The sequence below is a fragment of the Paenibacillus oryzisoli genome (assembly GCF_050467285.1).
Classification (GTDB): domain Bacteria; phylum Bacillota; class Bacilli; order Paenibacillales; family NBRC-103111; genus Paenibacillus_E; species Paenibacillus_E oryzisoli_A.
This window is the reverse complement of record NZ_JBCMUN010000004.1, coordinates 213,391-238,106: the sequence shown is the minus strand read 5'-3', so window position 1 is coordinate 238,106 and position 24,716 is coordinate 213,391. Positions and strand designations below refer to the sequence as shown.

General features: G+C 50.9%; 21 protein-coding genes and 1 pseudogene. 18 read left to right on the top strand and 4 right to left on the bottom strand.

Features of this window, described 5'->3' with window-relative positions:
- Window positions 1-38: 38 nt before the first annotated feature.
- The 3 genes from ABE504_RS05760 to ABE504_RS05750 all read right to left on the bottom strand — a co-directional run bounded on the left by ABE504_RS05760 (window position 39) and on the right by ABE504_RS05750 (window position 2,724).
- On the bottom strand, window positions 39-527 hold the full coding sequence (locus ABE504_RS05760; protein ID WP_430085698.1) for a hypothetical protein: 489 nt from the start codon (window positions 525-527) through the stop codon (window positions 39-41).
- A 36-nt stretch (window positions 528-563) separates the two neighbouring features.
- Complete coding sequence (locus ABE504_RS05755) at window positions 564-1,658, bottom strand: coiled-coil domain-containing protein (RefSeq protein ID WP_430085696.1); 1,095 nt, start codon at window positions 1,656-1,658, stop codon at window positions 564-566.
- Between the two features lie 106 nt (window positions 1,659-1,764).
- Window positions 1,765-2,724 (bottom strand): hypothetical protein, encoded by a 960-nt coding sequence (locus tag ABE504_RS05750; RefSeq protein WP_430085694.1) that lies wholly within the window; start codon window positions 2,722-2,724, stop codon window positions 1,765-1,767.
- Window positions 2,725-2,815: 91 nt separating this feature from the next.
- Between ABE504_RS05750 and ABE504_RS05745 the strand changes: the two genes are divergently transcribed.
- On the top strand, window positions 2,816-3,925 hold the full coding sequence (locus ABE504_RS05745) for a class I SAM-dependent methyltransferase (protein ID WP_430085691.1): 1,110 nt from the start codon (window positions 2,816-2,818) through the stop codon (window positions 3,923-3,925).
- A 73-nt stretch (window positions 3,926-3,998) separates the two neighbouring features.
- Here ABE504_RS05745 and ABE504_RS05740 read toward each other — a convergent pair whose 3' ends face one another.
- A complete protein-coding gene (locus ABE504_RS05740; protein ID WP_126143142.1) occupies window positions 3,999-4,229 on the bottom strand; it encodes a DUF2626 domain-containing protein in 231 nt (76 codons plus the stop codon).
- Window positions 4,230-4,583: 354 nt separating this feature from the next.
- Here ABE504_RS05740 and ABE504_RS05735 point away from each other — a divergent pair, with 354 nt between their 5' ends.
- From ABE504_RS05735 to ABE504_RS05655, 17 genes and pseudogenes are all read left to right on the top strand, one after another.
- Window positions 4,584-5,237, top strand: coding sequence for an RsfA family transcriptional regulator (locus tag ABE504_RS05735; RefSeq protein ID WP_430085688.1), 654 nt, complete (start codon window positions 4,584-4,586; stop codon window positions 5,235-5,237).
- A 104-nt stretch (window positions 5,238-5,341) separates the two neighbouring features.
- A complete protein-coding gene (locus ABE504_RS05730) occupies window positions 5,342-6,295 on the top strand; it encodes a ketopantoate reductase family protein (RefSeq protein ID WP_430085685.1) in 954 nt (317 codons plus the stop codon).
- Between the two features lie 19 nt (window positions 6,296-6,314).
- Complete coding sequence (locus ABE504_RS05725) at window positions 6,315-6,716, top strand: DUF3397 domain-containing protein (RefSeq protein ID WP_430085682.1); 402 nt, start codon at window positions 6,315-6,317, stop codon at window positions 6,714-6,716.
- Between the two features lie 397 nt (window positions 6,717-7,113).
- Window positions 7,114-8,796, top strand: coding sequence for a peptide ABC transporter substrate-binding protein (locus ABE504_RS05720; RefSeq protein ID WP_430085679.1), 1,683 nt, complete (start codon window positions 7,114-7,116; stop codon window positions 8,794-8,796).
- Window positions 8,797-8,886: 90 nt separating this feature from the next.
- Window positions 8,887-9,819: an ABC transporter permease gene (locus ABE504_RS05715; RefSeq protein ID WP_430085676.1), complete on the top strand. Its 933-nt coding sequence runs from the start codon at window positions 8,887-8,889 to the stop codon at window positions 9,817-9,819.
- A 2-nt stretch (window positions 9,820-9,821) separates the two neighbouring features.
- Entirely contained in the window at window positions 9,822-10,751 is a 930-nt protein-coding gene (locus ABE504_RS05710; protein ID WP_430085755.1) for an ABC transporter permease, read from the top strand.
- 16 nt (window positions 10,752-10,767) lie between these two features.
- Window positions 10,768-11,802 carry an ABC transporter ATP-binding protein gene (locus ABE504_RS05705; protein ID WP_430085673.1) on the top strand — a complete coding sequence of 345 codons (1,035 nt, stop codon included), beginning with the start codon at window positions 10,768-10,770 and terminating at the stop codon, window positions 11,800-11,802.
- The gene (locus ABE504_RS05700; protein ID WP_430085670.1) at window positions 11,795-12,757 is read left to right on the top strand and encodes an ABC transporter ATP-binding protein; all 963 of its coding nucleotides are present in this window, start codon (window positions 11,795-11,797) and stop codon (window positions 12,755-12,757) included. The genes ABE504_RS05705 and ABE504_RS05700 overlap by 8 nt, the downstream gene beginning before the upstream one ends.
- A 139-nt stretch (window positions 12,758-12,896) precedes the next feature.
- Window positions 12,897-14,531, top strand: coding sequence for a bacillithiol biosynthesis cysteine-adding enzyme BshC (gene bshC, locus ABE504_RS05695; RefSeq protein WP_430085667.1), 1,635 nt, complete (start codon window positions 12,897-12,899; stop codon window positions 14,529-14,531).
- Between the two features lie 12 nt (window positions 14,532-14,543).
- Window positions 14,544-15,806, top strand: coding sequence for an adenosylhomocysteinase (locus tag ABE504_RS05690; RefSeq protein ID WP_430085664.1), 1,263 nt, complete (start codon window positions 14,544-14,546; stop codon window positions 15,804-15,806).
- 119 nt (window positions 15,807-15,925) lie between these two features.
- Window positions 15,926-16,587: pseudogene (locus ABE504_RS05685) on the top strand (transcriptional regulator).
- 578 nt (window positions 16,588-17,165) lie between these two features.
- Window positions 17,166-18,263 (top strand): DUF4349 domain-containing protein, encoded by a 1,098-nt coding sequence (locus tag ABE504_RS05680; protein WP_430085661.1) that lies wholly within the window; start codon window positions 17,166-17,168, stop codon window positions 18,261-18,263.
- A 123-nt stretch (window positions 18,264-18,386) separates the two neighbouring features.
- Complete coding sequence (mraZ, locus tag ABE504_RS05675) at window positions 18,387-18,824, top strand: division/cell wall cluster transcriptional repressor MraZ (RefSeq protein WP_430085658.1); 438 nt, start codon at window positions 18,387-18,389, stop codon at window positions 18,822-18,824.
- Window positions 18,825-18,853: 29 nt separating this feature from the next.
- Complete coding sequence (rsmH, locus tag ABE504_RS05670) at window positions 18,854-19,804, top strand: 16S rRNA (cytosine(1402)-N(4))-methyltransferase RsmH (RefSeq protein WP_430085655.1); 951 nt, start codon at window positions 18,854-18,856, stop codon at window positions 19,802-19,804.
- Between the two features lie 21 nt (window positions 19,805-19,825).
- Window positions 19,826-20,275 carry a cell division protein FtsL gene (ftsL, locus tag ABE504_RS05665; RefSeq protein WP_430085653.1) on the top strand — a complete coding sequence of 150 codons (450 nt, stop codon included), beginning with the start codon at window positions 19,826-19,828 and terminating at the stop codon, window positions 20,273-20,275.
- A 15-nt stretch (window positions 20,276-20,290) separates the two neighbouring features.
- On the top strand, window positions 20,291-22,615 hold the full coding sequence (locus tag ABE504_RS05660) for a penicillin-binding transpeptidase domain-containing protein (RefSeq protein WP_430085650.1): 2,325 nt from the start codon (window positions 20,291-20,293) through the stop codon (window positions 22,613-22,615).
- Between the two features lie 98 nt (window positions 22,616-22,713).
- A complete protein-coding gene (locus ABE504_RS05655) occupies window positions 22,714-24,645 on the top strand; it encodes a stage V sporulation protein D (protein ID WP_430085647.1) in 1,932 nt (643 codons plus the stop codon).
- Window positions 24,646-24,716: the final 71 nt, after the last annotated feature.

Below are 24,716 nucleotides of genomic sequence, written 5' to 3'. Positions count from 1 at the left end.
GCATGCCTCGTAAAGGAGGGATGCGGGCTTTCTTCCGTTTAAGGCAGCATCTCGATCCGGCAGCGATATGCTTTCGCAATACCGTGCATCAGCTCTTCGAGCTGCCCGTCCACGATGTAGACGTCATGGCCGCGGTCTTTGTAGAGCGCGATCAGATGCTCTTCGATTTGCAGGGCGGCCTGATCAACGTCCGCCTCCTCACAGCCTTCTGCGAAGCGGAAGGCTGTCACGATTTTATCATAGAGGTAGTTGATCTCCGCGCGGCTCGTAAAGCCGTAATCGTCAAACAGCTCGGTCAGCTCCGCGTCTGGAGCGAGCAAGCGCAGCTTCATGACGGACGTCTCGATGTTGAAATCTTGCATCACGGCAAGCACGGCCTGCTGCTGCGCTTCATTATCCACGATCAGCAATTCTTTATCGCGGTCAAACAGCTGGGCTTTGCCGGCCAAAGCTTTCACGATTTGCGCGTAAAAGCCGGGGAGTTTGCCTTCGGGAAGCTCCATGGCGATCCCAATTTTCGTTTCCATGCCTATTCCTCGCTTTGTGAGTGGTATCCGTCTAGTTTACAAGGATAGTTTCAATTTTACAACGATCAGCCCTTTTCGCATCTCAACCTGGGTGACGTCAAGCTGGGAGATAAATTTCTTTGGAATGAAACCGAGCTGAAAATCCTTGGAGAAGTCGGCGATCGTCGTATCCGGCAATTGATAGCCGTTGAACTGCAGTTTGTTCACCGTGAATCGGACTTCATTCATGTCCGGCTGCTGGACAAGGGTGAACTGGCCTTCGATAGCGATGTCGACGTCGTCTTTTTTACCTTTGGCCGTAATATAGCCTTCCTCAAATGTGAAACTGAGATGTTTAAGCAGATCGCTTTTCCCGTACAAATAGTTGTTAAAATCGGTGTCGCCCATTTGAATGAGCAAATTTTTCGGATTGGACAGGTCCATATATTTGCTGTCTTTGGCTAGAAATTGCGGAAGCTCGCGGAACGCCTGGGATAAACTGTCGAGGTATTCTCTCACCACAGGAACCCCTTTCTCTTTCCAGTCGTCGTTCAGACTCTTGATCTGCGACGCGATGGCTTCTGCCTGCGCACTGGCCGCGAGCTGGCGATCCAGCTCTTCTTGCAGCTTGACCAGCCGCTCGCGCTGCGTTAGATAGTTGGCTTTGGTCTCCTGCAGCTTCGTGCGGGACTTCGTGAGATCGTCCTGGAGGCTTGTCAGTTTTTTAACCGAGTCGGTATAGGTATCCAACGCGTGGTGGTCGTTGCGTACGATCATTTGCCAATATTCAAACATCCGCAAGGCGTCAGTAAAGGATCGAACGGAGAAAAACATCATCCAGATCGAATCCCGCTCTCCGGTATAATACGCGCGGAGTATTTTGCCGGCATGCTTGCGTGTGCTATCGACTTGTCCCTTTTGCTTGTCGATATTGCTCTCGTTTTGTTTGATTTGTTCGCCGATCGCGGCGTCCTGATCGTTTAGCCGGGCGACTTCTTTATCGATTTCGAAAATGGTCAGCCCTTTTTGAACAAGCTCCTGCGTCTCTGTATCTGTCGGCGCTGCGCCTTCGGCCGAGGCTGTTGCTGGCGGCAGCGCGAGCTGGGCGGCTAATAGAATGAATACCAGCGTGGCTGTAAGTTTTGACGTCATGGCTTGTGCTCTCCCCCTATGGATAGATTATCATATTTCTATTAAATGAAGCACAAAAAAATACTTACCTCTGGGGGGAAGGTAAGTATTTCTCGCCAATCGGCCGCTATTTTTTCGCTGCAGGCGCGAGGAATTTCAAAATATCTTCAAAATCTTTGGTCTTAGCCGGCACTTCACGGGTCAGCGGCGTATTCTGGTTAATCGCATCAAACGTTTGATGCAGAATGACATGGCTTTCCTGCGGCTTGCCGTCCACCGTCAAGAGGAACGTTAGGTCGAGCGACTGATCACGGGCAAAGCCTTGGTCGTCAATAGCGAGGGTGATTTTGCCCGGGGCCTTGAGCTGCAGGCCGTTCTTCGTATACAGCTCCGCTTTATCGGCGGTCAAGAGGCCGTTTGTTTGCAGCGTGGAGAGGAACTCGGGCATTTTGGCTTGCATCGCGGTGTTGATTTCCTTTTCATTCTTGCTGGTCAGCTCGATCGTAATGGATTTCGCTGAGGTGCCGTCTTTCAGTTTAATCGGCTCTTTCGCTTCTTTAAACCATTTGGCATCAAGACCATCCAATACGAGCTTGCTCATCGCTGTGGTCACTTGCGGTGTATTCTTCAAAGTATCGGCCTTTAGCGGACTGGTGCTGCCGGCACTTAATTTTTGCAGATCCAAGGCATAAAACTCATCGGCCGCTTTACTCAGGGCTGGTATATTAAAATACATTTTGCTATCTTTAATTAAAATAGGAATCTCAAACGGGGATGTGGAGCCTTTCGGCGTGATCTGCAAATCCGTCTGATACTGCAGCGGCTCCAGATTGGAGATGCCTTTCCACGTAATCGTACTTTCCTTCACCAGAGACAGCAGCTCGTTCGTGAGCGGATTGGCCGATTTGAATAGGTCGTTACCGATTGAAAGCGTCGTGCTTCCCTCGAACGTGTACGATTTCATTTCGGATTGCTTGGTAAGTGATTGCTGCACAGCTTCCTTGACTTGCGTGTTATCGGTACAAGCCGTTAACGAAACCAGGCTGAGCGTGGTTAAAGCTGCGCCGGCGATCCATTTTTTTGACATGCTGGATGTTCGCTCCTTCCGTAAATCCTTATTCATTATAATGGTTTCCCGCGCATTTGTCTTTAAGTAAACAATTGGAGGGGCATACTTGATGTCGCATATCGCAGAGGACATGACGTCCGTATTAATAGAAGCCATACAAGCCGATCCGAGAGGATGCATATCCTTTCACGATTACATGCAGCTGTGTTTATATCACGAAACGCAAGGGTACTACCGGAAAAGCCGAGAGAAAATCGGCAAGTCCGGCGATTTCTATACAAGCTCTTCCATCGGGACGGTGATGGGCGAGATGATTGCGCAGTGGTTGTGTTCACAAATTAAGCTTGAACCCGAGACGCGCCTTCACCTGGTCGAATGGGGTGGAGGCAACGGTCGGATGGCGCTGCATGTGCTGGATGAGATTCGGCGGGAACAGCCGGATATCTACGAGCGCCTCCAGTATACCATGGTAGAGTCTTCTCCCTATCATCGCGGCTTACAGCGGGAAACGCTCAGCGCGCATAGTGAGAAGGTCATTTATGTGGATGGCGAGGATTGGCTTTCCGAACCGGCGCAGACGCACGTGTATGTACTGGCTAACGAACTGTTGGACGCCTTTCCGGTGCATCGGCTGCAGTATCGAAAGGGCGCTTTTCTCGAAGCTCACGTCGCTTGGAGCGAGTGGAATCAAGCTTTCACCGAGCTGTGGCTGCCAGACGCAGCACACCGAGTGTTAGACGCGGCGCAGCGGCTGAAAGTTCAGTGGCAGGAGGGACAAATTGCAGAGATTAACCTGGCGGCGGAAGATTGGATCGCGCAAGTCGCACGGCGGATGGCCAGCGGCGCGCTGCTGATCATCGACTATGGCGATCATGAGGAAGAACTGTATGCCGCACATCGCCAGCTCGGTACATTGATGTGCTATTACCGTCATCAGGCGCATAGCGACCCGTTCCTCCATCCCGGGGAACAGGACCTGACGGCACACGTGGATTTCACACGATGCCACGCGGTCGCGGAGGCGAACGGTCTGGTGCCGGCGCCGCTGCAAACGCAGCGCGATTTCCTGATTGCACAGGGGATTCTGGAGAAACTGCAAGCGCACTATGATCCGAACCCGTTCAGTGAAGTGTCCAAACGGAATCGATCCATTCGGCAACTGCTGCTGAGCGATGGCATGAGCGAGTTGTTCAAAGTATTTGTTGCGACCAAATCCTAGTTTCGCCATGCAAAAAAGGTGAGTCGGCATGAAAACCGATTCACCTTTTTGGTTTGTCCACGAGAATAATGGATTAGACCGTCATTTTGAAAAATGACCAGTACGTAAATCCGCTAAAGGAAAGAATCATGTATCCCCAGAACAACAATATGTACGTTCTCTCAGACAAACGCATATACCCTAGAATCACGAATACAGCAGTTTGAAAAAAGAAAATCAGAGACATTGGTATCATATCGCCTGCCAAGCTCATCAATGCGATAGCAAGTGTCCAGAATCCAAGCACTCGAAACATGCGATCCATCTCGTAACATCCCCCTCTCATACCACGTTGCAGGTTAACTACACCACATTATACCTTTTGATGGAAGTGGTGTAAACCGTCAAACCGTGACGAAATTGCAAACATTTCTTGGGCTAAGGCTAGTATGCCATTTTATACGCATTTCATGTATGAGGCCCTAAAAAAATGGCAATACCATTTAGTATCAAATAGATTCTATGAACTCTAGTATGGGCATAGAAATAGTAATAATGGCACGAATCAATTCAACTTGTGACTGAACAATTGATTCCTCTATAGGTTGCAGCTGTAAATAGGCGAACGTTAAGCAGTACAGTGACGGGTCCCTATACTATCGTTAGGAGGTTTGACCTTATGTCGGCAATTAGACAAGATGCTTGGAGCGACGAAGACGACTTGATTTTAGCGGAGTTGACATTGCGTCATATCCGGGAAGGCAGCACGCAATTATCTGCGTTTGAAGAAGTCGGGGAACGCATTGGCCGCACGGCGGCAGCTTGTGGTTTTCGGTGGAATAGTTTTGTTAGAAAAAAATACGAGGCGGCGATTCAGATCGCCAAAGCCCAGCGTCAAAAACGTACGCAGCAGAAAAAGCATGCGCCGGTTTCTATCTCTGGAGCGTCCTCCATCGGTTTGTTGGAAAGCGCAGAGCTTGCGGCGAACAAGAACGAAGGATTTACAGAAGAGACGTTGTCCATCGACGCGGTGATTCGGTTCCTGAGACAGTGGAAGACCACCTATCAAGACATGAATCGCCATATTAAATCGCTCGAGAAAGAGCTTCAGGAAAAAGAAGAAGAGCTCGATAGACTTGGCAGGGAAAACAACAAGCTCAATAAACAAGTGAACGAAGTGGAAACGGATTATCGCGTGGTCAACGATGATTATAAAGCGCTGATTCAAATTATGGATCGAGCCCGGAAAATGGCCTTTCTCGTGGAAGAAGAAGAAGAGGAGAAACCTCGCTTCAAGATGGATGCGAACGGGAATTTAGAAAGAGTAGAATAGGTTAGCTTATCTCAAGCCTCAGTCAAGGTCCAATGCCTTGGCCGGGGCTTTTTGTTTGTTCGTAGGTTTCGTATAATGAAAGGAAGAACAAGGAGGTTGCTCGCATGCGCATGACGATTATCGGAGGAGGCTCGCTGGGCTTGTTGTTTGCCGCGAAACTTGCTCCTTTTTGCAAGGGGCTGACGTTGATTGCAAGAACGCGGGAACAAGCGGAGGCGCTTGCCGCGAAAGGGATTGCGATTCATGAGGTGAGCGGGGATCGGAGAGAGATTTCTTATACAGACATCTCGATTGAATGCTATAACGGCGGCGAAGATGAAGAGGTAAAAGGGCTTCAAAACGCCGATTATGTTTTGCTGATGATGAAGCAGCCGGCTATTACGGAAACGCTGCTAGCGCGCCTGCAAGAGGAGCTTGCTCCGCAAGCTTGTCTGGTCTGTTTTCAAAATGGAATCGGTCATGAAAATAAGGTCATCGGAGCGCTGGGCGCGGATCGTGTGTTGTTCGCCGTTACAACGGAGGGTGCCAAACGCGAAGGAGGCACGGCGGTTCGGCATACCGGGCACGGGATGACCTATATCGGAGGTTTAACGTCTGAAATGAACGATAACCTGCTGCAGCGGCATTTTCCGCTAAAAGAAGTGCTCGTGCAGGCAGGATTTCAAGCGGACTTGTCGAAAAATATGGAAGAACGCATCTGGAATAAGCTGGCGATCAATTGCGTGATTAATCCGCTTACTGCGATTCTCAAGGTAACCAACGGGCAACTGCTGGACACGGCGTGGACGCGTTCCTTGATGGCGGACTTGTTCCGCGAAATAAGCGAAGTTGCCGAGGCGTACAATATTTCGCTTCCGCAAGATTTATGGACGACGATTTTACAGGTGTGCCAAGCGACGAGCGCGAATCACTCCTCCATGCTGCAGGATATGCTCGGCGGGCGTCCGACCGAGATTGATTATTTGAATGGAAGTTTGGTGAGCATGGCCGGGAAAACGGGGCTGGCGCTGCCGAATCATACGATGGTATATCGCCTTGTTAAAGCGATGGAAGGATAAAGAAGCGGGTGATTGAAAGATGATGAACATGTTAGCCGGATTCCTGTCTACCCTATATGCGGCGCTTGCCGTTGCGCCGTTTGTAACCTTTGCGGCAATTTGGTTTCTGATCTGGTTCATACTGAAGGATAAGAAAATGACAACGAGGCTCGCGATGGATATCACGAACTTCTTTTTGCTGGGCTCCGTTTCCTTGATGTGGAATCGGCTGTTTCACACGCAATTTGGATTCTGGCTGATTGTCCTTGTGCTTTTGATTACATTTGGCATGATCGGCGGATACCAGACACGGACAAAGGGGAAGCCCGATTTGATCCGCGTGGGACGTGTGGTGTGGAGGTTCAGTTTTTTGGGATTGTCTGCGCTCTATGTTTTACTGTTCATCGTGCATATCGGCAAAAACTTCCTTTTTGCAACCTAGTTTCATAATTTTATAAGCTTATTTTTAGTAATTTAGAGAAGTTAACGAAAAATTAAGGTGTTCTTTGTAATATTTCTTTGAGATTTGTAGAAAATAACAACGAAAATCGTCTAGATTTTATTGACCGATGGTTGTATAATAAAAAACCGTGAAGGCATTTTTTTAATCTGTTTTTAACAAATGGTAAATTAATTGTGGACAATCCTTCCCGATATGTTATAATTCCTTGCGTAGACTCTAGTAAATTTTTTTACCAGAGATATAGGTTAGATAATATAACATGAGAAAAACGGTTTCATTGTTCCTTGGGTACATGGTGTAAGGTTTGCGTCATAAATGCTTGCAAAACACCTGACCATAGATGGCTAGATATACATAATTTTAAAGGAGGAGTTTTATGAAAGCGACAAAGTGGGTATCAACAGCGGTAGCATTAACACTTATGGGCAGCGTAGTCGTTGCTTGCGGCAAAAATGAGGAAACTCCGTCTGCATCTCCATCCGGTGGTGCGGCTGGTACGACAGCTCCAGCGTCCAACAAACCGCAAGAAATCAAAATCAATTTCTCTGCAGAGCCACCGGTTCTGGATAGCTCCAAAACAACAGCGAATGCTGCATTTACAATGATCAGTGCATTTAACGAAGGTCTTTACCGTACAGATAAAGACGGCAAAGCCACTCCTGGTCTGGCGAAAGATTTCCCTAAAATTTCAGCTGACGGTTTGACATATACCATCGACATTCGCGACAACGCAAACTGGTCCGATGGACAACCTGTTAAAGCACAAGACTTCATATACTCTTTCAAACGTACGTTGGATCCGGCAACGAAAGCGCAATACAGCTTCGTAGTTGCATGGATCAAAGGCGGGGAAGCCGTAACGAAAGCGAAAACGCCTGAAGAAGTGAAAAAAGCTCAAGACGCGCTTGCTGTTAAAGCAATCAGCGACAAACAGCTTGAAATTACCCTTGAAAAGCCAGTTGCCTTCTTTACCCAAATGCTCGCTTTCGGCGCTTTCTTGCCGCAACGTGAAGATTTTGTAACGAAAGCCGGCGACAAATACGGTGCTGAAGCTGACAAAGTTATCGGTGCAGGTCCGTTCCTTTTGAGCAAATGGGATCACGGTCAAACGCTTGAACTTGTTAAAAACGACAAGTACTGGGATGCAGCGAACGTTAAAATTACAAAAGCTACAATCAACATCGTAAAAGACCCTAACACAGGTCTGAACTTGTACGAAACGGATGCAGCGGATTTGACAGAAATCAACCGCGACCAGTTGACATTGTACAAAGGCAAACCGGACAATATGCCAAAACCGGAGCTGACCAACTCCTACCTGATGTACCAAACGAAAAAGCAACCTGCGCTTGCGAACAAAAAAATTCGCCAAGCTCTAGGAATGGCGATTGATCGTCAAGCTTATGTCGACACTGTGCTCGCGAACGGCTCCGTTCCATCCACAGGCCTGGTTCCTGGCGGTACTGCTGACGGTGCAGGCGGCGAATTCCGTAAAACAGCGGGCGACACGCAGCCTCCATTCGACGCGGCGAAAGCTAAGCAATTGCTAGCTGAAGGTTTGAAAGAAGTAGGGCTATCTGCTCTGCCAAAAATGAAAATCAATGCGGATGACACGGAAACTGCGAAGAAATCCCTTGAGTTCATTCTTGCACAGTGGAAGCAAAACCTTGGCTACGAAGCCGAAGCGAACCCAGTTCCGCATGCGCTCCGCATCGAGCTTTCTTCCAAGCATGACTTCGACATCGCACTTTCCCTATGGGGCGCTGACTACAACGATCCAATGACATTCCTGGATATGTGGATAACTGGCGGCGAGTTCGACGAAGGCGACTACAGCAATCCGCAATACGATGCACTGGTTAAACAAGCTCAAACGGAAGTTGATACAACCAAACGTGCGAAAGCATTGGTTGAAGCTGAGAAAATCCTGATGGATGATCAAGGTGTATCCCCGCTTTACTTCCGTACTCGCGCTTACTTAAAGAAACCGAATGTTGAAGGCTTGATCCTTCCTTCCTTTGGACAAGAGTGGGAATTGAAATGGGCTTCCATTAAATAAGAAGAAGCAGACAAAGAAGGGGCCGTTCGCACCTCATGGGCGCGGCCTCTTCTAAATGTCTCACCTGTACATTAACAAAGGAGGAGCATTATGGTTAAGTTCATTCTTCGCCGTTTCCTATATGCGCTTATTACGCTATGGCTGATTGCATCATTCACATTTGTCTTGATGAAAAACCTTCCGGGTAATCCGCTCGGGGAAGGTGCGGAAAAAATCCCTAAAGCCACAAGAGATATGTTAATGAAGCAATACGGTTTGGATAAGCCATTGTGGCAGCAGTACTTGACGTTCCTTAACAACATCATCCACGGCGATCTAGGAGCTTCCTTTCAATTTCCTGCTCACAAAGTTACCGACATTATCAAGCAAGCTTTCCCTGCATCACTTGAGCTAGGTTTAATTGCGATTGTGATTGCAATTGTTGTCGGACTGGTACTCGGGATTATTGCAGCGCTGAATCACAATAAAGCCGGCGATTACACGGCTATGTTCATTGCGATTGTTGGCGTATCGATTCCATCCTTCGTTCTGGGTCCGCTGCTTTCATACTATGTTGGCGTTAAATGGGGCATTTTGCCTGCTGGATTATGGAAAGGCCCAAGTTATAAAGTGCTTCCGGCCATTGCGCTTTCGTTCGGTACGATTGCCATTCTTGCGCGTTTGATGCGTACGTCGATGCTGGATGTGCTCAATCAGGATTATATTAAAACAGCGAAGTCGAAAGGTTTATCCAGCCTTACGGTTGTCGTCAAGCATACGATTCGTAATGCGATATTGCCGGTTATTACGATCATTGGTCCAATATTTGTAAACGTCATCACAGGCACACTCGTTGTTGAACAAATTTTCGGTGTTCCAGGCCTTGGGAAACACTTCGTATCTTCCGTGTATTCGAATGACTATACCATGATTTCGGGTTTGACGATTTTTTACTCGGTCATTTTGATTGTCGTCATTTTCATTACGGACATCGTTTATGGTTTTGTAGATCCTAGAATTCGTCTTGGGAAAGGCGGGAAATAATGATGCAAACTCCGCAGGATGCAGCTAACAACTACAAGTTTGCTCCCGTATCCGATAAGAGCTTGGCGAGTGAGGTTATCGTTCGACCATCGCTGAATTATTGGCAGGACGCTTGGAGACGACTTAAGAAAAATAGACTGGCTATGGCCGGCTTGATTATATTGGTTCTTTTAATCATTCTCGCGATCGTTGTGCCTTTTGTTTCTAATTATGACTATCAAACGCAAAATTTAAAAATAAAAAATATCGGACCTTCCGCAGAGCATTGGTTCGGGACCGACGACTTCGGCCGCGATCTCTGGACACGTGTCTGGTGGGGAACGCGCATTTCCTTGTTCATCGGGATTGTCGCGGCATTGATTGACTTGGTAATCGGCGTGATTTATGGCGGTATCTCCGCTTATTACGGCGGGAAAGTCGATGAGATCATGCAGCGCTCCATTGAAATCGTTTATGCGATTCCGTTCCTCTTGATTGCGATCTTGTTGATCATGGTCATTGGATCCGGGATTTCGTCCATCATTATTGCTTACAGTATTACCGGCTGGGTACCGATGGCGCGTCTTGTCCGCGGGCAAATGCTTACGCTGAAAGAGCAGGAGTTCGTCCTGGCTTCCCGCACACTCGGGGCATCGCCGATGCGCATCATTATGCGCAGCCTGATTCCGAACGCGTTGGGCATTATTATCGTACAAATTACGTTCGTTGTCCCTTCGGCGATTTTTACAGAAGCGTTCCTGAGCTTTATTGGTCTCGGCGTAAAGCCGCCGTTGGCTTCGCTCGGTAACTTGCTGTCGGACGGCGCGAACTATATCCGTCTGTTCCCGCATCGCCTGATTTTCCCGACGATTATTTTCAGCTTGATTCTCCTGAGCTTCAATCTGCTCGGCGATGGGCTTCGTGATGCGCTTGATCCGAAAATGCGCAAGTAAGAAGGGGTGAATGTTGATGAGCACCAATAACAATTTGCTGGAAGTAAAAGATTTGCGTGTTTCCTTCCGTACGTATGCGGGGGAAGTACAAGCCGTGCGCGGCGTATCGTTTTCTTTGAAAAAAGGTGAAGTATTGGCGATCGTAGGGGAATCCGGATGCGGAAAATCCGTTACCGCGCAAACGCTGATGCGTTTGGTCCCTACGCCTCCTAGCTATATAAAAAGCGGCTCGATTATTTTTGATGGCAAGGTCGACATTACCAAGCTGTCCAACCGTCAAATGGAGAAAATTCGCGGCTCCGAAATGGGAATGATTTTCCAGGATCCGATGACTTCTCTCAATCCAACGATGAAAATCGGGGATCAAATTACCGAGGGCTTGATGAAGCACCAAGGTCTTAGCAAGAAAGTGGCTCGCGAGAAAGCGATAGAAATTCTTAAGTTGGTCGGTATTAACTCGCCGGAAGGTCGGATTCATCAATATCCGCACGAGCTTTCCGGCGGTATGCGCCAGCGAGTCATGATCGCCATCGCGCTCGCGTGCTCTCCGAAACTGCTGATTGCGGACGAGCCGACAACGGCCCTCGACGTGACGATTCAAGCTCAAATTATTGAGCTGATGAAGAGCATTTCCGAGAAAACGGAATCATCCATCATTATCATTACGCATGACCTGGGCGTTGTTGCGGAAATGGCGCAGCGCGTCGTGGTGATGTATGCAGGTAAAATTATCGAGCAGGGCACCGTAGATGAAATTTTCTACGAGCCGCAGCATCCGTATACATGGGGCTTGCTCCGTTCCGTACCGCGTTTGGATACGAATAGTGACGAAGAGCTTGTACCGATTCCGGGCACGCCGCCGGATCTATTCGCACCTCCGAAAGGCTGTGCGTTCGCGGCGAGATGTCCTTACGCCATGAATCACTGCTTGGAAGAGGATCCGGAGCATACAATTATTTCCGAGACGCACACGGCGGCTTGCTGGTTGCAGCACCCGGATGCGCCGAAGGTTGAACGCCCTGCCGGAGTGGGAGGTAGACAACATGTCTAAGTCTGAGCAACCGATTTTGCAGATCCGCGATATGAAAAAGCACTTTAATCTCGGCAACGGCAAGATTTTGAAAGCTGTTGACAATTTTTCGATCGAGATTAAGCGCGGTGAAACGTTTGGTCTTGTCGGCGAGTCCGGCTGCGGGAAATCCACAGCTGGCCGTACGATCATTAACTTATATAAAGCGACTTCCGGCGAAGTGCTGTTCGAAGGCGAGAACGTGCACGAGCTGAAAGGGAAAAAGTTGAAGGATTTCAACCGGAATATGCAAATGGTATTCCAGGATCCGTACGCATCTCTGAATCCGCGGATGACGGTGGGCAATATTATCGCCGAGGGGATCGATATTCACGGCCTGTATTCCGGCGCGAAACGCAAAGAACGCGTGATGGAACTGCTGCGCGCCGTCGGTCTCAACGACGAGCATGCAAGCCGTTTCCCACATGAATTCTCCGGCGGTCAGCGTCAGCGGATCGGGATTGCCCGCGCTTTGGCGATTGAGCCGAAGTTCATTATCGCGGATGAGCCGATTTCAGCCTTGGACGTATCCGTCCAAGCGCAAGTCGTCAATCTTTTTAAACGTCTGCAAAAAGAAATGGGTTTAACGTATCTGTTCATCGCCCATGACCTTGCCATGGTGAAGCATATTTCTGACCGTATCGGCGTGATGTACCTGGGTAACCTGGTTGAAGTCACGACGTCGGAAAATTTGTATGCGAAGCCGCTGCATCCGTACACGCAATCGCTGCTGTCCGCAATTCCGATTCCGGATCCGGAAGTCGAGCGTACGCGTCAGCGGATCATTCTGGAAGGCGATGTGCCGAGTCCGCTCAATCCGCCCAGCGGCTGCCCGTTCCGTACGCGCTGCCCGCACGCAATGGAAAAATGCGCGGGGTCCATGCCGCCTAGCATCGAAGTGGAACCGAACCATTTTGTCGCTTGCCATTTATATTAATTGTCCGAGCCGTCCCAAAAGGGGCGGTTTTTTGGATGTGAATTGTAATTAATTCAAATACAGTTTTGACGATTGAGAACCTAACGTGTACAATCAAAGGATGAGAGTTGAATTGGGATGAAGAGGAGACAGATGTCGCATGCAAATAGATTCATTTCATTGGAAGAAATCCCAACCGCTGGCGGAGGATTACGTTGCGGGTTCGGAGGCTGTGCGGACGCTTTATCCGCATCATTTTGCGAGTGCTGAGAGTTGGGATGCGCGGGTCAATTGGCTGGATGAGGCTGTAGGGAGACCGCAAGCCGACCGCGAGCAGCTCGTGCAGGTTTTGCGCACTTATAATGAAAGGATCGGCAACCACGATCAGGCTTTCGCTTCGATTGCGGCGCTGCATGATGCGAAGACACTGGCGATTGTCGGCGGGCAGCAGGCGGGGCTATTCGGCGGGCAATTGCTAGTGCTGTATAAAGCCATTACGCTTATTCAAGCTGCGCGTGAGTGGAGCGGGAAGCTGGGGCGAAGCGTGGTGCCGATTTTCTGGATTGCGGGCGAGGATCACGATTTCGACGAAGTGAATCATCTGTTTGCTCTGACGCAGGCGCAGCAGATTGAGAAAATCAAAATTGAGCATCCGACCGGACAGCGCACGTCGGTCAGCCGGCTTCCGATATCGCCGGAAGCTTGGGAAGAAGCTCTTACAGCGCTGGATCACACACTGATGGATACGGAATTCAAGGAAGCGCTGCTTGTGAAGCTACGCGCTTCGGTGGAGCAGGGGGCGACGCTTAGCGAGGCGTTTGCACGCTGGATGGCGATGCTGTTCGGCGAGTACGGCCTTGTGCTAATCGACTCCGATGAGCCGGCGCTGCGCAAGCTGGAAGCGGGTATGTTCGAGCAGCTTGTCGTACGCAATGAAGAACTGGCACAAGCGCTGGTCGCGAGCAAGGAAGCGGTTGTGGAGGCCGGTTACGGAGCGCAGGCCGACATTCAGGAGAATGGCGCGAATCTGTTTGTTTTTGCACATGGCCAGCGGCTGCTGCTTCATCGGGAAGACGGCGTGTATGCGGATCGGAAAGGCACGGTTCGGTTTACGTCCGAGGAACTGCGTGAGAAAGCGCTGCGGGAACCGGAAACGCTCAGCAACAATGTTATGACTCGGCCGCTGATGCAGGATTACTTGTTTCCAGTGCTGGCGACGGTGCTTGGGCCGGGGGAAATTGCTTACTGGTCGCTGACGAAAGAAGCGTTTGAGCGATTCGGCCTGCAAATGCCGATTGTGCTGCCGCGGATGGAGTTTACGCTGATTGAAGGTACGATCAAAAAGCAGATGGATAAGTATGATTTTTCTTTGAATGATGTGATTGAACGCTACGAAGAGAAAAAGCAGGCTTGGCTGGCTGAGCAGGATACGCTGCAGCTGCCGGAGCGGTTTGAGCAGGTGAAGGCGGTTTTCCGTGACAGCTATCAGCCGTTGGTCGAATCTCTCGGGTCGATTAATCCCGGTGTGAAGAAACTCGGGGATACGAACATGGCGAAAATTTTGGAGCAGATCGATTACTTGCAGTACAAAGCGTCCGAAGCGCATCAAACGCAGTTCGACAGCGCCATTCGGCAGCTTGAGCGCGTTCGTTTGACGATTATTCCGTTCGCCAAGCCGCAAGAAAGAGTGTATAATGGTTGTGCTTATCTGAATCGCTATGGGGACGGCTGGCTGCATGCCTTGCTGGATACGCCGATTCCTGTAGACGGCGTGCATCGCGTATTTTATTTGTAGGAGGAACTGGGAATGTCCACATTGGAGAAAAGCATCGTAACGGACATGGCGCTTGCGCCGGATGGCCATTTGAAAATTGATTGGGTGCAGGCGCACATGCCTGTATTGAACCGTATTCGCGAACAATTTGAGAAGGAACAGCCGTTCAAGGGGTTGAAAGTGACGATTTCCCTTCATCTTGAGGCAAAAACGGCCTATTTGGCGAAAGTCGTCAAAGCCGGCGGCGCCGAAGTGACGATTACGGGCAGTAATCCGCTCTCCACGCAGGATGATGTGTGCGCGGCGCTGGTGGAAGACGGCATTACGGTGTTTGCGAAATACAATCCTTCTCCGGAAGAGTACAAAGAGCTGCTGATTAAATCACTCGAATCCAAGCCGGATTTGATTATTGACGACGGCGGCGATCTCGTGTCCATTCTTCATTCCGAGCGTACGGACTTGGCTGTCAATGTGCGCGGCGGCGCGGAAGAAACGACGACAGGCATTCTGCGACTGAAAGCGATGGAAAAGGAAGGCAAGCTGGCGTTCCCGATGGTCGCGGTGAATGACGCGTTCTGTAAGTACTTGTTCGACAACCGCTATGGCACGGGGCAATCGGTTTGGGATGGGATTAACCGGACGACGAACCTGGTTGTGGCCGGGAAAACCGTTGTCGTTGTCGGCTACGGCTGGTGCGGCAAAGGTGTGGCGATGCGTGCCAAAGGGCTTGGCGCGAACGTCATCGTAACGGAAATTGACGCGATCAAAGGCGTCGAGGCATATATGGATGGCTTTGCCGTTATGCCGATGAAGGAAGCGGCGAAGCGGGGCGATTTCTTCGTGACGGTCACAGGCAATCGCGACGTGATCCGCGGCGAGCACTACGAAGTGATGAAGGATGGCGCAATTCTGTCGAATGCCGGACATTTCGATGTGGAAGTGAACAAGCCGGAGTTGGCGGCTTTGTCGACGTCGATCCGGACGGTGCGCCGCAACATTGAGGAGTACCAATTGAAAGACGGCCGCAAGCTGTATGTGCTCGCGGAAGGCCGTCTTGTGAACCTGGCAGCCGGCGACGGCCACCCTGCGGAAATTATGGATATGACGTTCGCGCTGCAAGCGATGTCGCTAAAGCATGTGAACGAGCAGTATCAAGCGCTCGGCCAAACGGTCGTGAACGTGCCGTACGTGCTCGACGAGCAAGTGGCGCGTTACAAGCTGGAGTCGCTGGGCACCTCCATCGACAGCTTGTCGGATGAACAGAAGCTGTATCTGGACAGCTGGGCGGAGCATTAAGATTATACGTTTGATGTAACGGTGTGAAGCACATGCCGCTTTGATATGTGGTGTTCGAGAGAACATTGGCGTATCGAGGCGGCTTTTTATTTTGAATAAAATGGGCAGGGGATGAATGGATGAGCAGTTTTGATGAGATTTATCCACAGTGGTTGGAGGGGCAGATTGCTAATGAGGGCAGCCCAAGGCGGCGAGAATTGCTGCAAAAGGGGCTGAGCCGAGGTTCAATGGATTTCCTGAGGTTGATCTGGTTCCCTGTGTTCGGGAATCTGGATTACTTATTCCCTGAATATGAGGTCAGGGATTTTAACAATGGCTATCGTTACCTAGACTTAGCTTATATGCCGGGAATTCCAGGGGCTGCATCGAAGTGCAGGATTATCGCAGCCATGCGCGGGATATAGAAGTCAGTCGCTTCAAAGACCTGTGCATGAAGCAGGCGCTGCTCGTGTTGGATGATTGGCATTTTCTGCCGATTGCGTACTTGTCCATTCGCGATGATCCGGGAGTGTGCAAGCAGCTTGTGTTGTCTTTTGTTGGAAAATTTCTTGCTGGATCTCCTGCCTCGGGACTGAACTGGGCGGAAGCGGAAACGTTGCGTCTAGGACGCCGCTTGCTGCGGCCGTTTACACCGGGTGAGTTGGGCGAGCATTTGTGTCTCTCCGAGAATCGGACGAGAACCATCCTCCGCAGTTTGGTTGATAAGCGATTGCTTGAGACGGCTAGCGGCACAATGCGGTACCGCACGTATCGGCTGAAGGAGAGCGGGGGAATGGATTGAGCGAGGAGAGGAAGCAATTTAATGGTCAGTTGGCGTAAGGGTTGTCATAGAGCTTATTTCGCCTAAATCATCCCTTTTCGGCAGCTAACGGTTGCAGTGGAGGCTATTTCGTCTGTGAAGCAAGCAATTCATGAGAAATCGGGCGAATAAGCCTTGGGGCAACCGTTACAGTTTGAAACGGGGCAAATTGAGGTAAATAAGCCCTGTGGTGAGACTGTCGATTAATTGTTTATACTTTGGGAATCTGCGAGAGAACACAAAATGTATACGAAAAATCATATATAATGTGCTGCATTCACATAAAATCAANNGATTTTGAATATGTATTCGAAAAATCATACACATTCTCTACACGTGTCCGTTCACGGATAAAACTGTCCACAATTAATCGACAGTCTCGTGGTGACCGCTAGAATCGGCTGCGTCTCCTTCGAGATTCGCTGCGATGCAAGCTGCCCCGCTTGGTTGCGGCAAGCGGAGGCACAGTGTAAAAACATTCGTGCATGCCATGCAACATTGGAGCGCCTTCTTACGTTAAGAGGGTGTCATGCCAAATATTAACAGAGGGGGCGCGTCAAATGTTCGCAGCACATAAGGGGAAATGGTGGCTTGCAGGGGTGTTTATCGCTCTGCTGCTGCTCGCCGGGTGCGGCTCTGCCCAGGATTCAGGCAGTTCGGCAGCTTCAAGCGCGCAAGAAATGAAAGCGGTTCAGCCAGTAAAGGCGGAGGGAGCCACGACGGCAATGGCAGACCGTGCAGTCGCATCGGGCCAAGCTGGTCAATCCGGCGTGACGTCCCAGTCGCAGCCTGTAGCGCAAGCCAATACGGCCAGCGCGTCGTCAACGGCGGGCCAACCTGCGCCGAGCCTGGTTGTGACGCCGACAGGGACCGATGGCGTGGACGGTTTTAACCGGAAGCTGATCTATAAGGCTAACTTGGTCATGCCGGTGGAGGACTACGCCAAGGCGCAGACGGCGCTGCGCGATCTTGTGGCACTGAGCGGGGGCTACATTTTGCAGTTTTCGGAGAACACAACCACCGGTGAACGAGGTGGGACGTACACGATCAAGATAGCGGCAGACGGTTTCGTCTCGCTGCTCGACGGGCTGGAGAAAATCTCGCCGACGCTGCAGCGGAATGTGCAGGGGCAGGATGTCACGGAAGAATACGTTGACCTCACATCTCGACTTAAGGCGAAGCAAGTGCTCGAGGAGCGATTGCTGAGCTTTATGGAGAAGGCGACGAAGACGGACGATCTGCTTGCTTTTTCGAATGAGCTGTCCAAGGTCCAGGAGGCGATTGAGCAGATCAAAGGGCGCATGCGCTACTTGGATCAGAACGTCACGTATTCCACAGTCGAGCTGCGCATGTACCAGGCAACGGGCAAGAAGCCGTTGCTCTCCGATCCGAATGAGTTGACCTTGAAGGATCGCGTGCAAAAGGCATGGCAGTCCAGCCTCAATGTGCTGGTCGCTTGCCTGCAGGGCATTCTCGTATTTCTGGCGGCTGCGTTCCCGGTGCTGGTCATTTTGCTGCTGCTTGGCATCCCGTTCTGGGTGTACAGAAGCAAACGACGCAGCAAGTTGGAAGCCATTCGCGCTGCGCTCCAAAGGGACAATGCCGTGAATGTGGAACAGCCTGTGAGTGAAACGGAGACGAAAGACGTACAATCCTAGTAAAAAAATGAAAATTATTTTGAAAATCCTGCTGCCGAAGCAGGATTTTTCTTATTTTTAGCGAATATTGATTCAAATGTGGTGGAAAGTGGTACAAAGTGGAGGAAAAGGGGGCCGGGTGCTGTGTTCATGGGTGAATATCAACATAGCATCGACGAAAAGGGGCGCATGATCATTCCCGCCAAATTTCGGGAAGCCCTCGGCGAATCTTTTGTTATCACTCGTGGACTGGACCAGTGCTTGTTCGTCTATCCGCAGTCGGAATGGCTGATCCTCGAAGGCAAGCTGAAAGCTCTGCCGCTGATGAAGTCGGACGCGCGTGCGTTCACCCGGTTTTTCTTCTCGGGCGCAGCGGAATGTGAGCTGGACAAGCAGGGCCGGGCCAACATTCCGGGCAACTTGGTCGAGCATGCAAAACTGGAAAAGGATTGCGTCGTGATCGGCGTTTCCAACCGCGTTGAGATTTGGAGTAAGCAAATTTGGGAAAGCTATGCCAATGAGTCTGAACAGTCTTTCAATGAAATTGCGGAGAAGCTGGTCGATTTTAATTTTGATTTATAGAAAAGGCAATAGTTGTAGGAGGACATCCAGTGTTTCATCATGTGACCGTACTTAAAGAAGAATCGGTAGAAGGACTACATATAAAGTCAGACGGCGTTTATGTCGATTGCACAATGGGAGGGGCAGGGCACAGCTCGCTGATCGCGTCTAAGCTTGGACCGAACGGCCTGCTGATTGCGCTGGACCAAGACGACGTTGCGCTCGCGAATGCGCAGACGGTGCTTGCTCCTTACGGAGATCGCGTCTCCATCGTCAAGAGCAATTTCCGCGAATTGGAAATGGTGCTGCGTAGCGAGCCCAGAGCGATGAAGGAGGGCAAGCCGCAGGTGGACGGCATTTTGTTCGATCTTGGCGTATCGTCCCCGCAGCTCGACGAAGGCGAACGAGGGTTCAGCTATCATCAAGATGCGGAGCTCGACATGAGAATGGATCGATCGACGGAACTAACCGCCAAAATCATCGTAAATGAGTGGCCCGCTGACCAAATCGCGCGAATTTTGTATGAATATGGCGAAGAGAAGTTCTCGCGGCGCATCGCCGCCGTCATTGTAGAAGCTCGCAGCAAGAAGCCGATTGAAACGACCGGCGAGCTCGTCGAGCTGATTAAGGAAGGGATTCCCGCTGCGGCAAGACGCACGGGAGGTCATCCTGCGAAGCGGAGCTTTCAGGCGCTGCGGATTGCAGTGAACGATGAGCTTGGCGCTTTTGAAGAGGCGCTCGAACAGTCCATACGCTGCCTCGCACCGCAAGGGCGCATTGCCGTCATCACGTTCCACTCGCTCGAGGACCGCATCTGTAAGCAGTTTTTTACCAGCCAATTAGAAAAATGTACATGTCCGCCGGATTTTCCGATGTGCGTCTGCACCAAATCCGGCACGCTTAAGTTAGTAACCCGCAAACCTATCGTAGCCAGTCAAGAAGAACTGGACGTCAACCAACGAGCACGATCAGCGAAGCTTCGCATTGCAGAGAGGCTTTGATCCAAGGGAGGAAAATAAACGATGCCAGGATACATTCAGGGCAATCTCGCCCTCGACCCCAAACGCAAGCCGGCGGCACCTCAACGCGTAAAAATCAAAGAGACGACGAAGGTGATGTACCGTAAGTCCGCCCTTCCTGCACAGGAAAAGCTGCTGTATCTGTTTACCGTGGTGTTGTGCATTATCGTAGCTGGCGTCATTGTGTGGCGCTATGCAGCAATCTACCAAATGAATGCGGATATTAAAGTGATGCAGGAGCAGATTAAGGAAATTGAAGCGCAGAACAGCGCGCTCAAGCAGGAAGTGTATAAGCTGCAAAGTCCGGAGCGATTGAAGGAGGAAGCGGCACGGTTAGGATTTAATGTCACCGACGAGAAGCAGAGCGCCGTTGCGACGACTTCCGGAACGAAAGCGAAATCGACGACGGTTGCCACGAACAGCAAATCCAGCAAAACGTCTTCTAAACCGTAACAGGCAGGTATTCCTATGACAAAAAAAATTAAGCTGCGCTCTTTACTGATCGGAGGGTTTTTTACCCTTCTTTTTGTTGTCCTCATTGCGAAAGTCTATTGGATTCAAGTCGTAGAAGCCTCTTGGCTGCTAGAAAAAGCTGAGAAGCGTTGGGAGACGGACAAAATCATTGCCCCTGTACGGGGGAGTATCATGGATCGAAACGACAAGCCGCTCGCGCTTGAGGCGACGGCTTATACGATCGCACTCGATCCCGAGGTGTTGAACAACTATCAAATTGTCGAGGATGTCTCTCAAGGGTTGGCTGATATTTTGAAAGATCCTGACGGGGATCGTGCCGTTCTTGTGAACAAGATTCGGGATAGGGCGACCAGGAAAAACTTGGATGGAACGAAGCTGGCCCGAAATGTCGAGATTCGCAACGAGGGTTGGAAGATCGATAAGGATAAAGCGGATCAGGTTCGCGCGCTGATTACGAATTTGCAAAACAAGCTGAATACGAATTCGCAAGGCAAGCTGAAGCTAAGCTCGAAATCAAATATTGGCATTTATATTTTAGAAGACAAGAAACGCTACTATCCGAACGAGACGCTGGCGGCGCACATTCTCGGGTACACGAACAAAGAAGGCGAACCGTCGCTGGGGCTTGAGCTTAAGATGAACGACGTGCTCAAAGGCGTGCCGGGCAGTATGAGCTATGAAAAGGACGGAAAGGGCGTCGAGTTGCCGGAAGGGAAAGTCGATTTTAAACCGGCGGAGGACGGCAGCGACGTGCGTCTGACTATCGACAAGAACATTCAGTACTATCTGGAAAGCGCGTTGGCAAAAGTAAATGACCAGTGGCATCCGAAGAGCCTTACAGCGATTGCGGTCGATCCGAAGACGATGGAAATTTTGGGCATGGCGAATACGCCGACATTTAATCCAAATACGTACGGCTCCACGAAAGATCAATCGGCGTTCATTAACCGGGCGGTGTCATCGCGTTACGAGCCGGGTTCTACGTTCAAGCTTGTCACGCTGGCCGGCGCGGTGGCGGAAGGCGTATTTAACCCGAATGAAATGTACCAATCCGGGGAAATCCGGATTTCGGACCGTATTCTCCATGACCACAACAATGTAGGCTGGGGTAAAATTTCATTCCTGGATGGGTTGAAGCGCTCAAGTAACGTTGCGTTTGTGAAGCTGGGGATCGAGAAGTTGACGACGCCGAAATTCCAAGATTACATAGAGAAATTCGGTTTTAATACGAAAACGAATGTCGATTTGCCAAACGAAGTGTCAGGACTTATTGATATGCAATATCCGTCGGAATTCGCGACTGCGACGTACGGACAAGGAAAGGTCGTCGTCACGGCCATTCAGCAGACAGCGGCCTATGCGGCGATTGCCAACGGCGGCAAGCTTATGTGGCCGCACATCGTAAAGGCGATTGTCGATCCGAAAACCGGCAAAACCATCTCCGAAGTGCAGCCGCAGGTGATCCGGCAGATTGTCAGCCCGGAAGTCGCCTCCCAAGTAAGCGGCTATCTGGAGCAGGTCGTCTCCGACCAGGAGATTGGCACGGGCAAGCTGGCGTATATGGACGATTATCGTGTCGCGGGAAAAACGGGAACGGCGAATATCGTATTACCAGGGGATAAAACGTACTCCCCGAATACATGGGTGATTTCGTTTATCGGCTATGCGCCGGTTGAAGATCCACGCATCCTGATCACCCTCATCGCCGACCAGCCGGAACTAGGCGGAAACTACCACCTTGGCGGTCAAGTGCTGGCGCCGGCGTTCAAAGAAATTGCAGGCGAATCGCTGCAATATATGGGGGTTCCCTCCAGTAAGAAGCCGGCGAAGGTGATCAAGAAAGAAACGAGCCGGCTGACGATGCCGAACTTTGCCGACATGTCGCAGGACAATGCGAAAAGTACGGCGAAGGATACTGGCTTGACGCTCGAGGTTTTCGGGCGCGGAGACAAGGTCGTTAACCAGTTCCCGAAAGCGGGTACGGAAATTTTATCCACGCAGCATATCTATGCTGCGATGCAGGACGTCATCGGCATGCCGCTGCCGAACCTGATCGGCAAATCGCTGCGCGACGCGCTGGAGGTGTGCTCCTTCTTCGGTACGGAATGTCAGACGACTGGTGAAGGATACGTCACCGAACAGACTACAGCGGATAGCGGCCAGCCGGTCAAGCTGACCTTGCGGCCACTCGGCGTGAGTGAAGAGGAGACAACCGCACCGCCGGTTTCGGACGGTGACGCAGCGGGTACACCGCCGCCGTCCCCGACGCCGCCACCAGGCACGGCTGCCAAGACGCAAAACAAATCGAAAACGCCTTAAACCGGAAGCTCGCATGAGAGCTTGTTCTAACCCCTGTTTGTCCCGAATATTCATGTTAGGAATAGTCCTGACAGGTTGGGAAGGGAGACTGAACGTTCATGCGAGCTTCTAACGTTACGCTGCGCCGCCGATTGTTTATGGCGTTAATTATCGGTACGGTTATTTTTACAGCGCTGATCATCCGGTTGGCCTATGTGCAGCTGTGGATTGGACAAGAGTTGGCGGACAAAGCCGATGACAGTTGGCGAAGAGAAATTTATTACATGCCGAAACGGGGCGAAATTCAGGACCGAAACGGCGTTGCCCTCACGTACAGTATAACGACGCCGACGATTGTTGCCATTCCCGTACAGGTCAAAGATCCGCAGAGCACGGCGCAGAAGCTGGCCGAGGTGCTGGAAGGCAATGTCGATGATATTTACAAGCAGATCACGAAGAAAGCGTCGCAAAATTACATCCGCCCATCAGGCCGCAAGATTACGCTGGAAAAGGCGGAGGAAGTCCGCAAGTTGAATCTGCCCGGCATCGTAGTGGCAGAAGACAATAAACGCTACTACCCGTTCGGCTCGCTCGCTGCGCATATTCTCGGGTTTGCCGGCATCGATAAAGGGCTTACGGGCATTGAAGCCAAATACAATGAGCAATTAACCGGCCTTAGAGGCAGCATCGCTTATATGACGGATGCGGCAGGCCGCACCTTGGAAGGCACGACAGAGACGTACACGCCGCCGAAAGACGGTCTCAACGTCAAGCTGACGATTGACAGCCATCTGCAGTCCGTAATGGAGCGCGAGCTCGATCAGGCGATGGTGCAGTACCAGGCGCAGAACGTTGTCGCGATTATGATGGACCCAAATAACGGCGAGATTTTGGCGATGGGTTCACGCCCGACGTACGATCCGGCGAAATATCAGGAGTATCCGGCGGAGACGTATAACCGTAACCTGCCGATCTGGAAAACGTATGAGCCTGGTTCCACGTTCAAGATCATTACGCTGGCGGCGGCGCTCGAAGAGAAGAAGGTCGATCTCAAAAACGAGCAGTTTTTCGATCCTGGCGCCATCGAAGTCGGCGGCGCGCGCTTGCGCTGCTGGAAGCGCGGGGGCCACGGCAGCGAGACGATGCTGCAGGTCGTGCAGAACTCGTGCAACCCTGGCTTCGTCGTGATGGGACAGCGGCTTGGCAAAGAGAAGCTCTTCGATTATATTAATAACTTCGGCTTCGGGAAGAAAACAGGCATTGACCTCGCCGGCGAAGAGAACGGCATTCTGTTCAAACCGTCGCAAGTCGGACCGGTCGAGCTTGCAACAACCGCGTTCGGGCAAGGTGTATCCGTGACGCCGATTCAGCAAATTACGGCGGTATCGGCGGCGATCAACGGCGGCAAGCTGTTCAAGCCGTTTCTGGCGAAGTCGTTCTCGAACCCGGACACGGGCGAGGTCGTCGACGTCGTCGAGCCGCAGCTCGTGCGCAACGTGATCTCGGAGAACACGTCCCAACAAGTCCGCGAAGCGCTGGAAAGCGTCGTGGCCAAAGGAACGGGGCGCAACGCGTTCATCGACGGCTACAGGGTCGGCGGCAAAACGGGTACGGCGCAGAAGGTCATCAACGGCCGGTATTCACCGGATGAGCATATCGTGTCCTTTATCGGTTTCGCGCCGGCGGATAATCCGAAGGTGATTGTCTATGCCGCAGTGGACGATCCCCAAGGTATTCAGTTCGGGGGGCTGATCGCAGCGCCGCTCGTCAAAAACATCATGGCCGACGCCTTGCGTTACATGAAGGTGGAACCGGACAAAAATCAGCTTGACAAAGATTACCGCTACGGCGAAACGCCGATTGTGGAAGTGCCGGACTTGGTTGGCGCATCAGTTGATGATATATTAGAAGATCTGAACATGAATTTTAAGCTGGCGAAATCCGGTAACGGGAAATATGTCATTTCCCAGGCGCCGAAAGCGGGGACGCGTGTCGATCAAGGCTCAACGATCCGGATTTTCCTTTCCAATGTAGAGCCGCCTCAGCAATAACGGAACGCTTGCCCAAAAAGATTTTGCGAATAAGACATGTTTCACTTTTCTACTTGCATAAAATTGTCCAT

Bases quoted from the DNA above. Each gene is read 5' to 3' on its own strand.
- ABE504_RS05760 (WP_430085698.1), bottom strand. From the start codon at position 527: ATGGAAACGAAAATTGGGATCGCCATGGAGCTTCCCGAAGGCAAACTC.
- ABE504_RS05755 (WP_430085696.1), bottom strand. From the start codon at position 1,658: ATGACGTCAAAACTTACAGCCACGCTGGTATTCATTCTATTAGCCGCC.
- ABE504_RS05750 (WP_430085694.1), bottom strand. From the start codon at position 2,724: ATGTCAAAAAAATGGATCGCCGGCGCAGCTTTAACCACGCTCAGCCTG.
- ABE504_RS05745 (WP_430085691.1), top strand. From the start codon at position 2,816: ATGTCGCATATCGCAGAGGACATGACGTCCGTATTAATAGAAGCCATA.
- ABE504_RS05740 (WP_126143142.1), bottom strand. From the start codon at position 4,229: ATGGATCGCATGTTTCGAGTGCTTGGATTCTGGACACTTGCTATCGCA.
- ABE504_RS05735 (WP_430085688.1), top strand. From the start codon at position 4,584: ATGTCGGCAATTAGACAAGATGCTTGGAGCGACGAAGACGACTTGATT.
- ABE504_RS05730 (WP_430085685.1), top strand. From the start codon at position 5,342: ATGCGCATGACGATTATCGGAGGAGGCTCGCTGGGCTTGTTGTTTGCC.
- ABE504_RS05725 (WP_430085682.1), top strand. From the start codon at position 6,315: ATGATGAACATGTTAGCCGGATTCCTGTCTACCCTATATGCGGCGCTT.
- ABE504_RS05720 (WP_430085679.1), top strand. From the start codon at position 7,114: ATGAAAGCGACAAAGTGGGTATCAACAGCGGTAGCATTAACACTTATG.
- ABE504_RS05715 (WP_430085676.1), top strand. From the start codon at position 8,887: ATGGTTAAGTTCATTCTTCGCCGTTTCCTATATGCGCTTATTACGCTA.
- ABE504_RS05710 (WP_430085755.1), top strand. From the start codon at position 9,822: ATGCAAACTCCGCAGGATGCAGCTAACAACTACAAGTTTGCTCCCGTA.
- ABE504_RS05705 (WP_430085673.1), top strand. From the start codon at position 10,768: ATGAGCACCAATAACAATTTGCTGGAAGTAAAAGATTTGCGTGTTTCC.
- ABE504_RS05700 (WP_430085670.1), top strand. From the start codon at position 11,795: ATGTCTAAGTCTGAGCAACCGATTTTGCAGATCCGCGATATGAAAAAG.
- bshC (WP_430085667.1), top strand. From the start codon at position 12,897: ATGCAAATAGATTCATTTCATTGGAAGAAATCCCAACCGCTGGCGGAG.
- ABE504_RS05690 (WP_430085664.1), top strand. From the start codon at position 14,544: ATGTCCACATTGGAGAAAAGCATCGTAACGGACATGGCGCTTGCGCCG.
- ABE504_RS05680 (WP_430085661.1), top strand. From the start codon at position 17,166: ATGTTCGCAGCACATAAGGGGAAATGGTGGCTTGCAGGGGTGTTTATC.
- ftsL (WP_430085653.1), top strand. From the start codon at position 19,826: ATGCCAGGATACATTCAGGGCAATCTCGCCCTCGACCCCAAACGCAAG.
- ABE504_RS05660 (WP_430085650.1), top strand. From the start codon at position 20,291: ATGACAAAAAAAATTAAGCTGCGCTCTTTACTGATCGGAGGGTTTTTT.
- ABE504_RS05655 (WP_430085647.1), top strand. From the start codon at position 22,714: ATGCGAGCTTCTAACGTTACGCTGCGCCGCCGATTGTTTATGGCGTTA.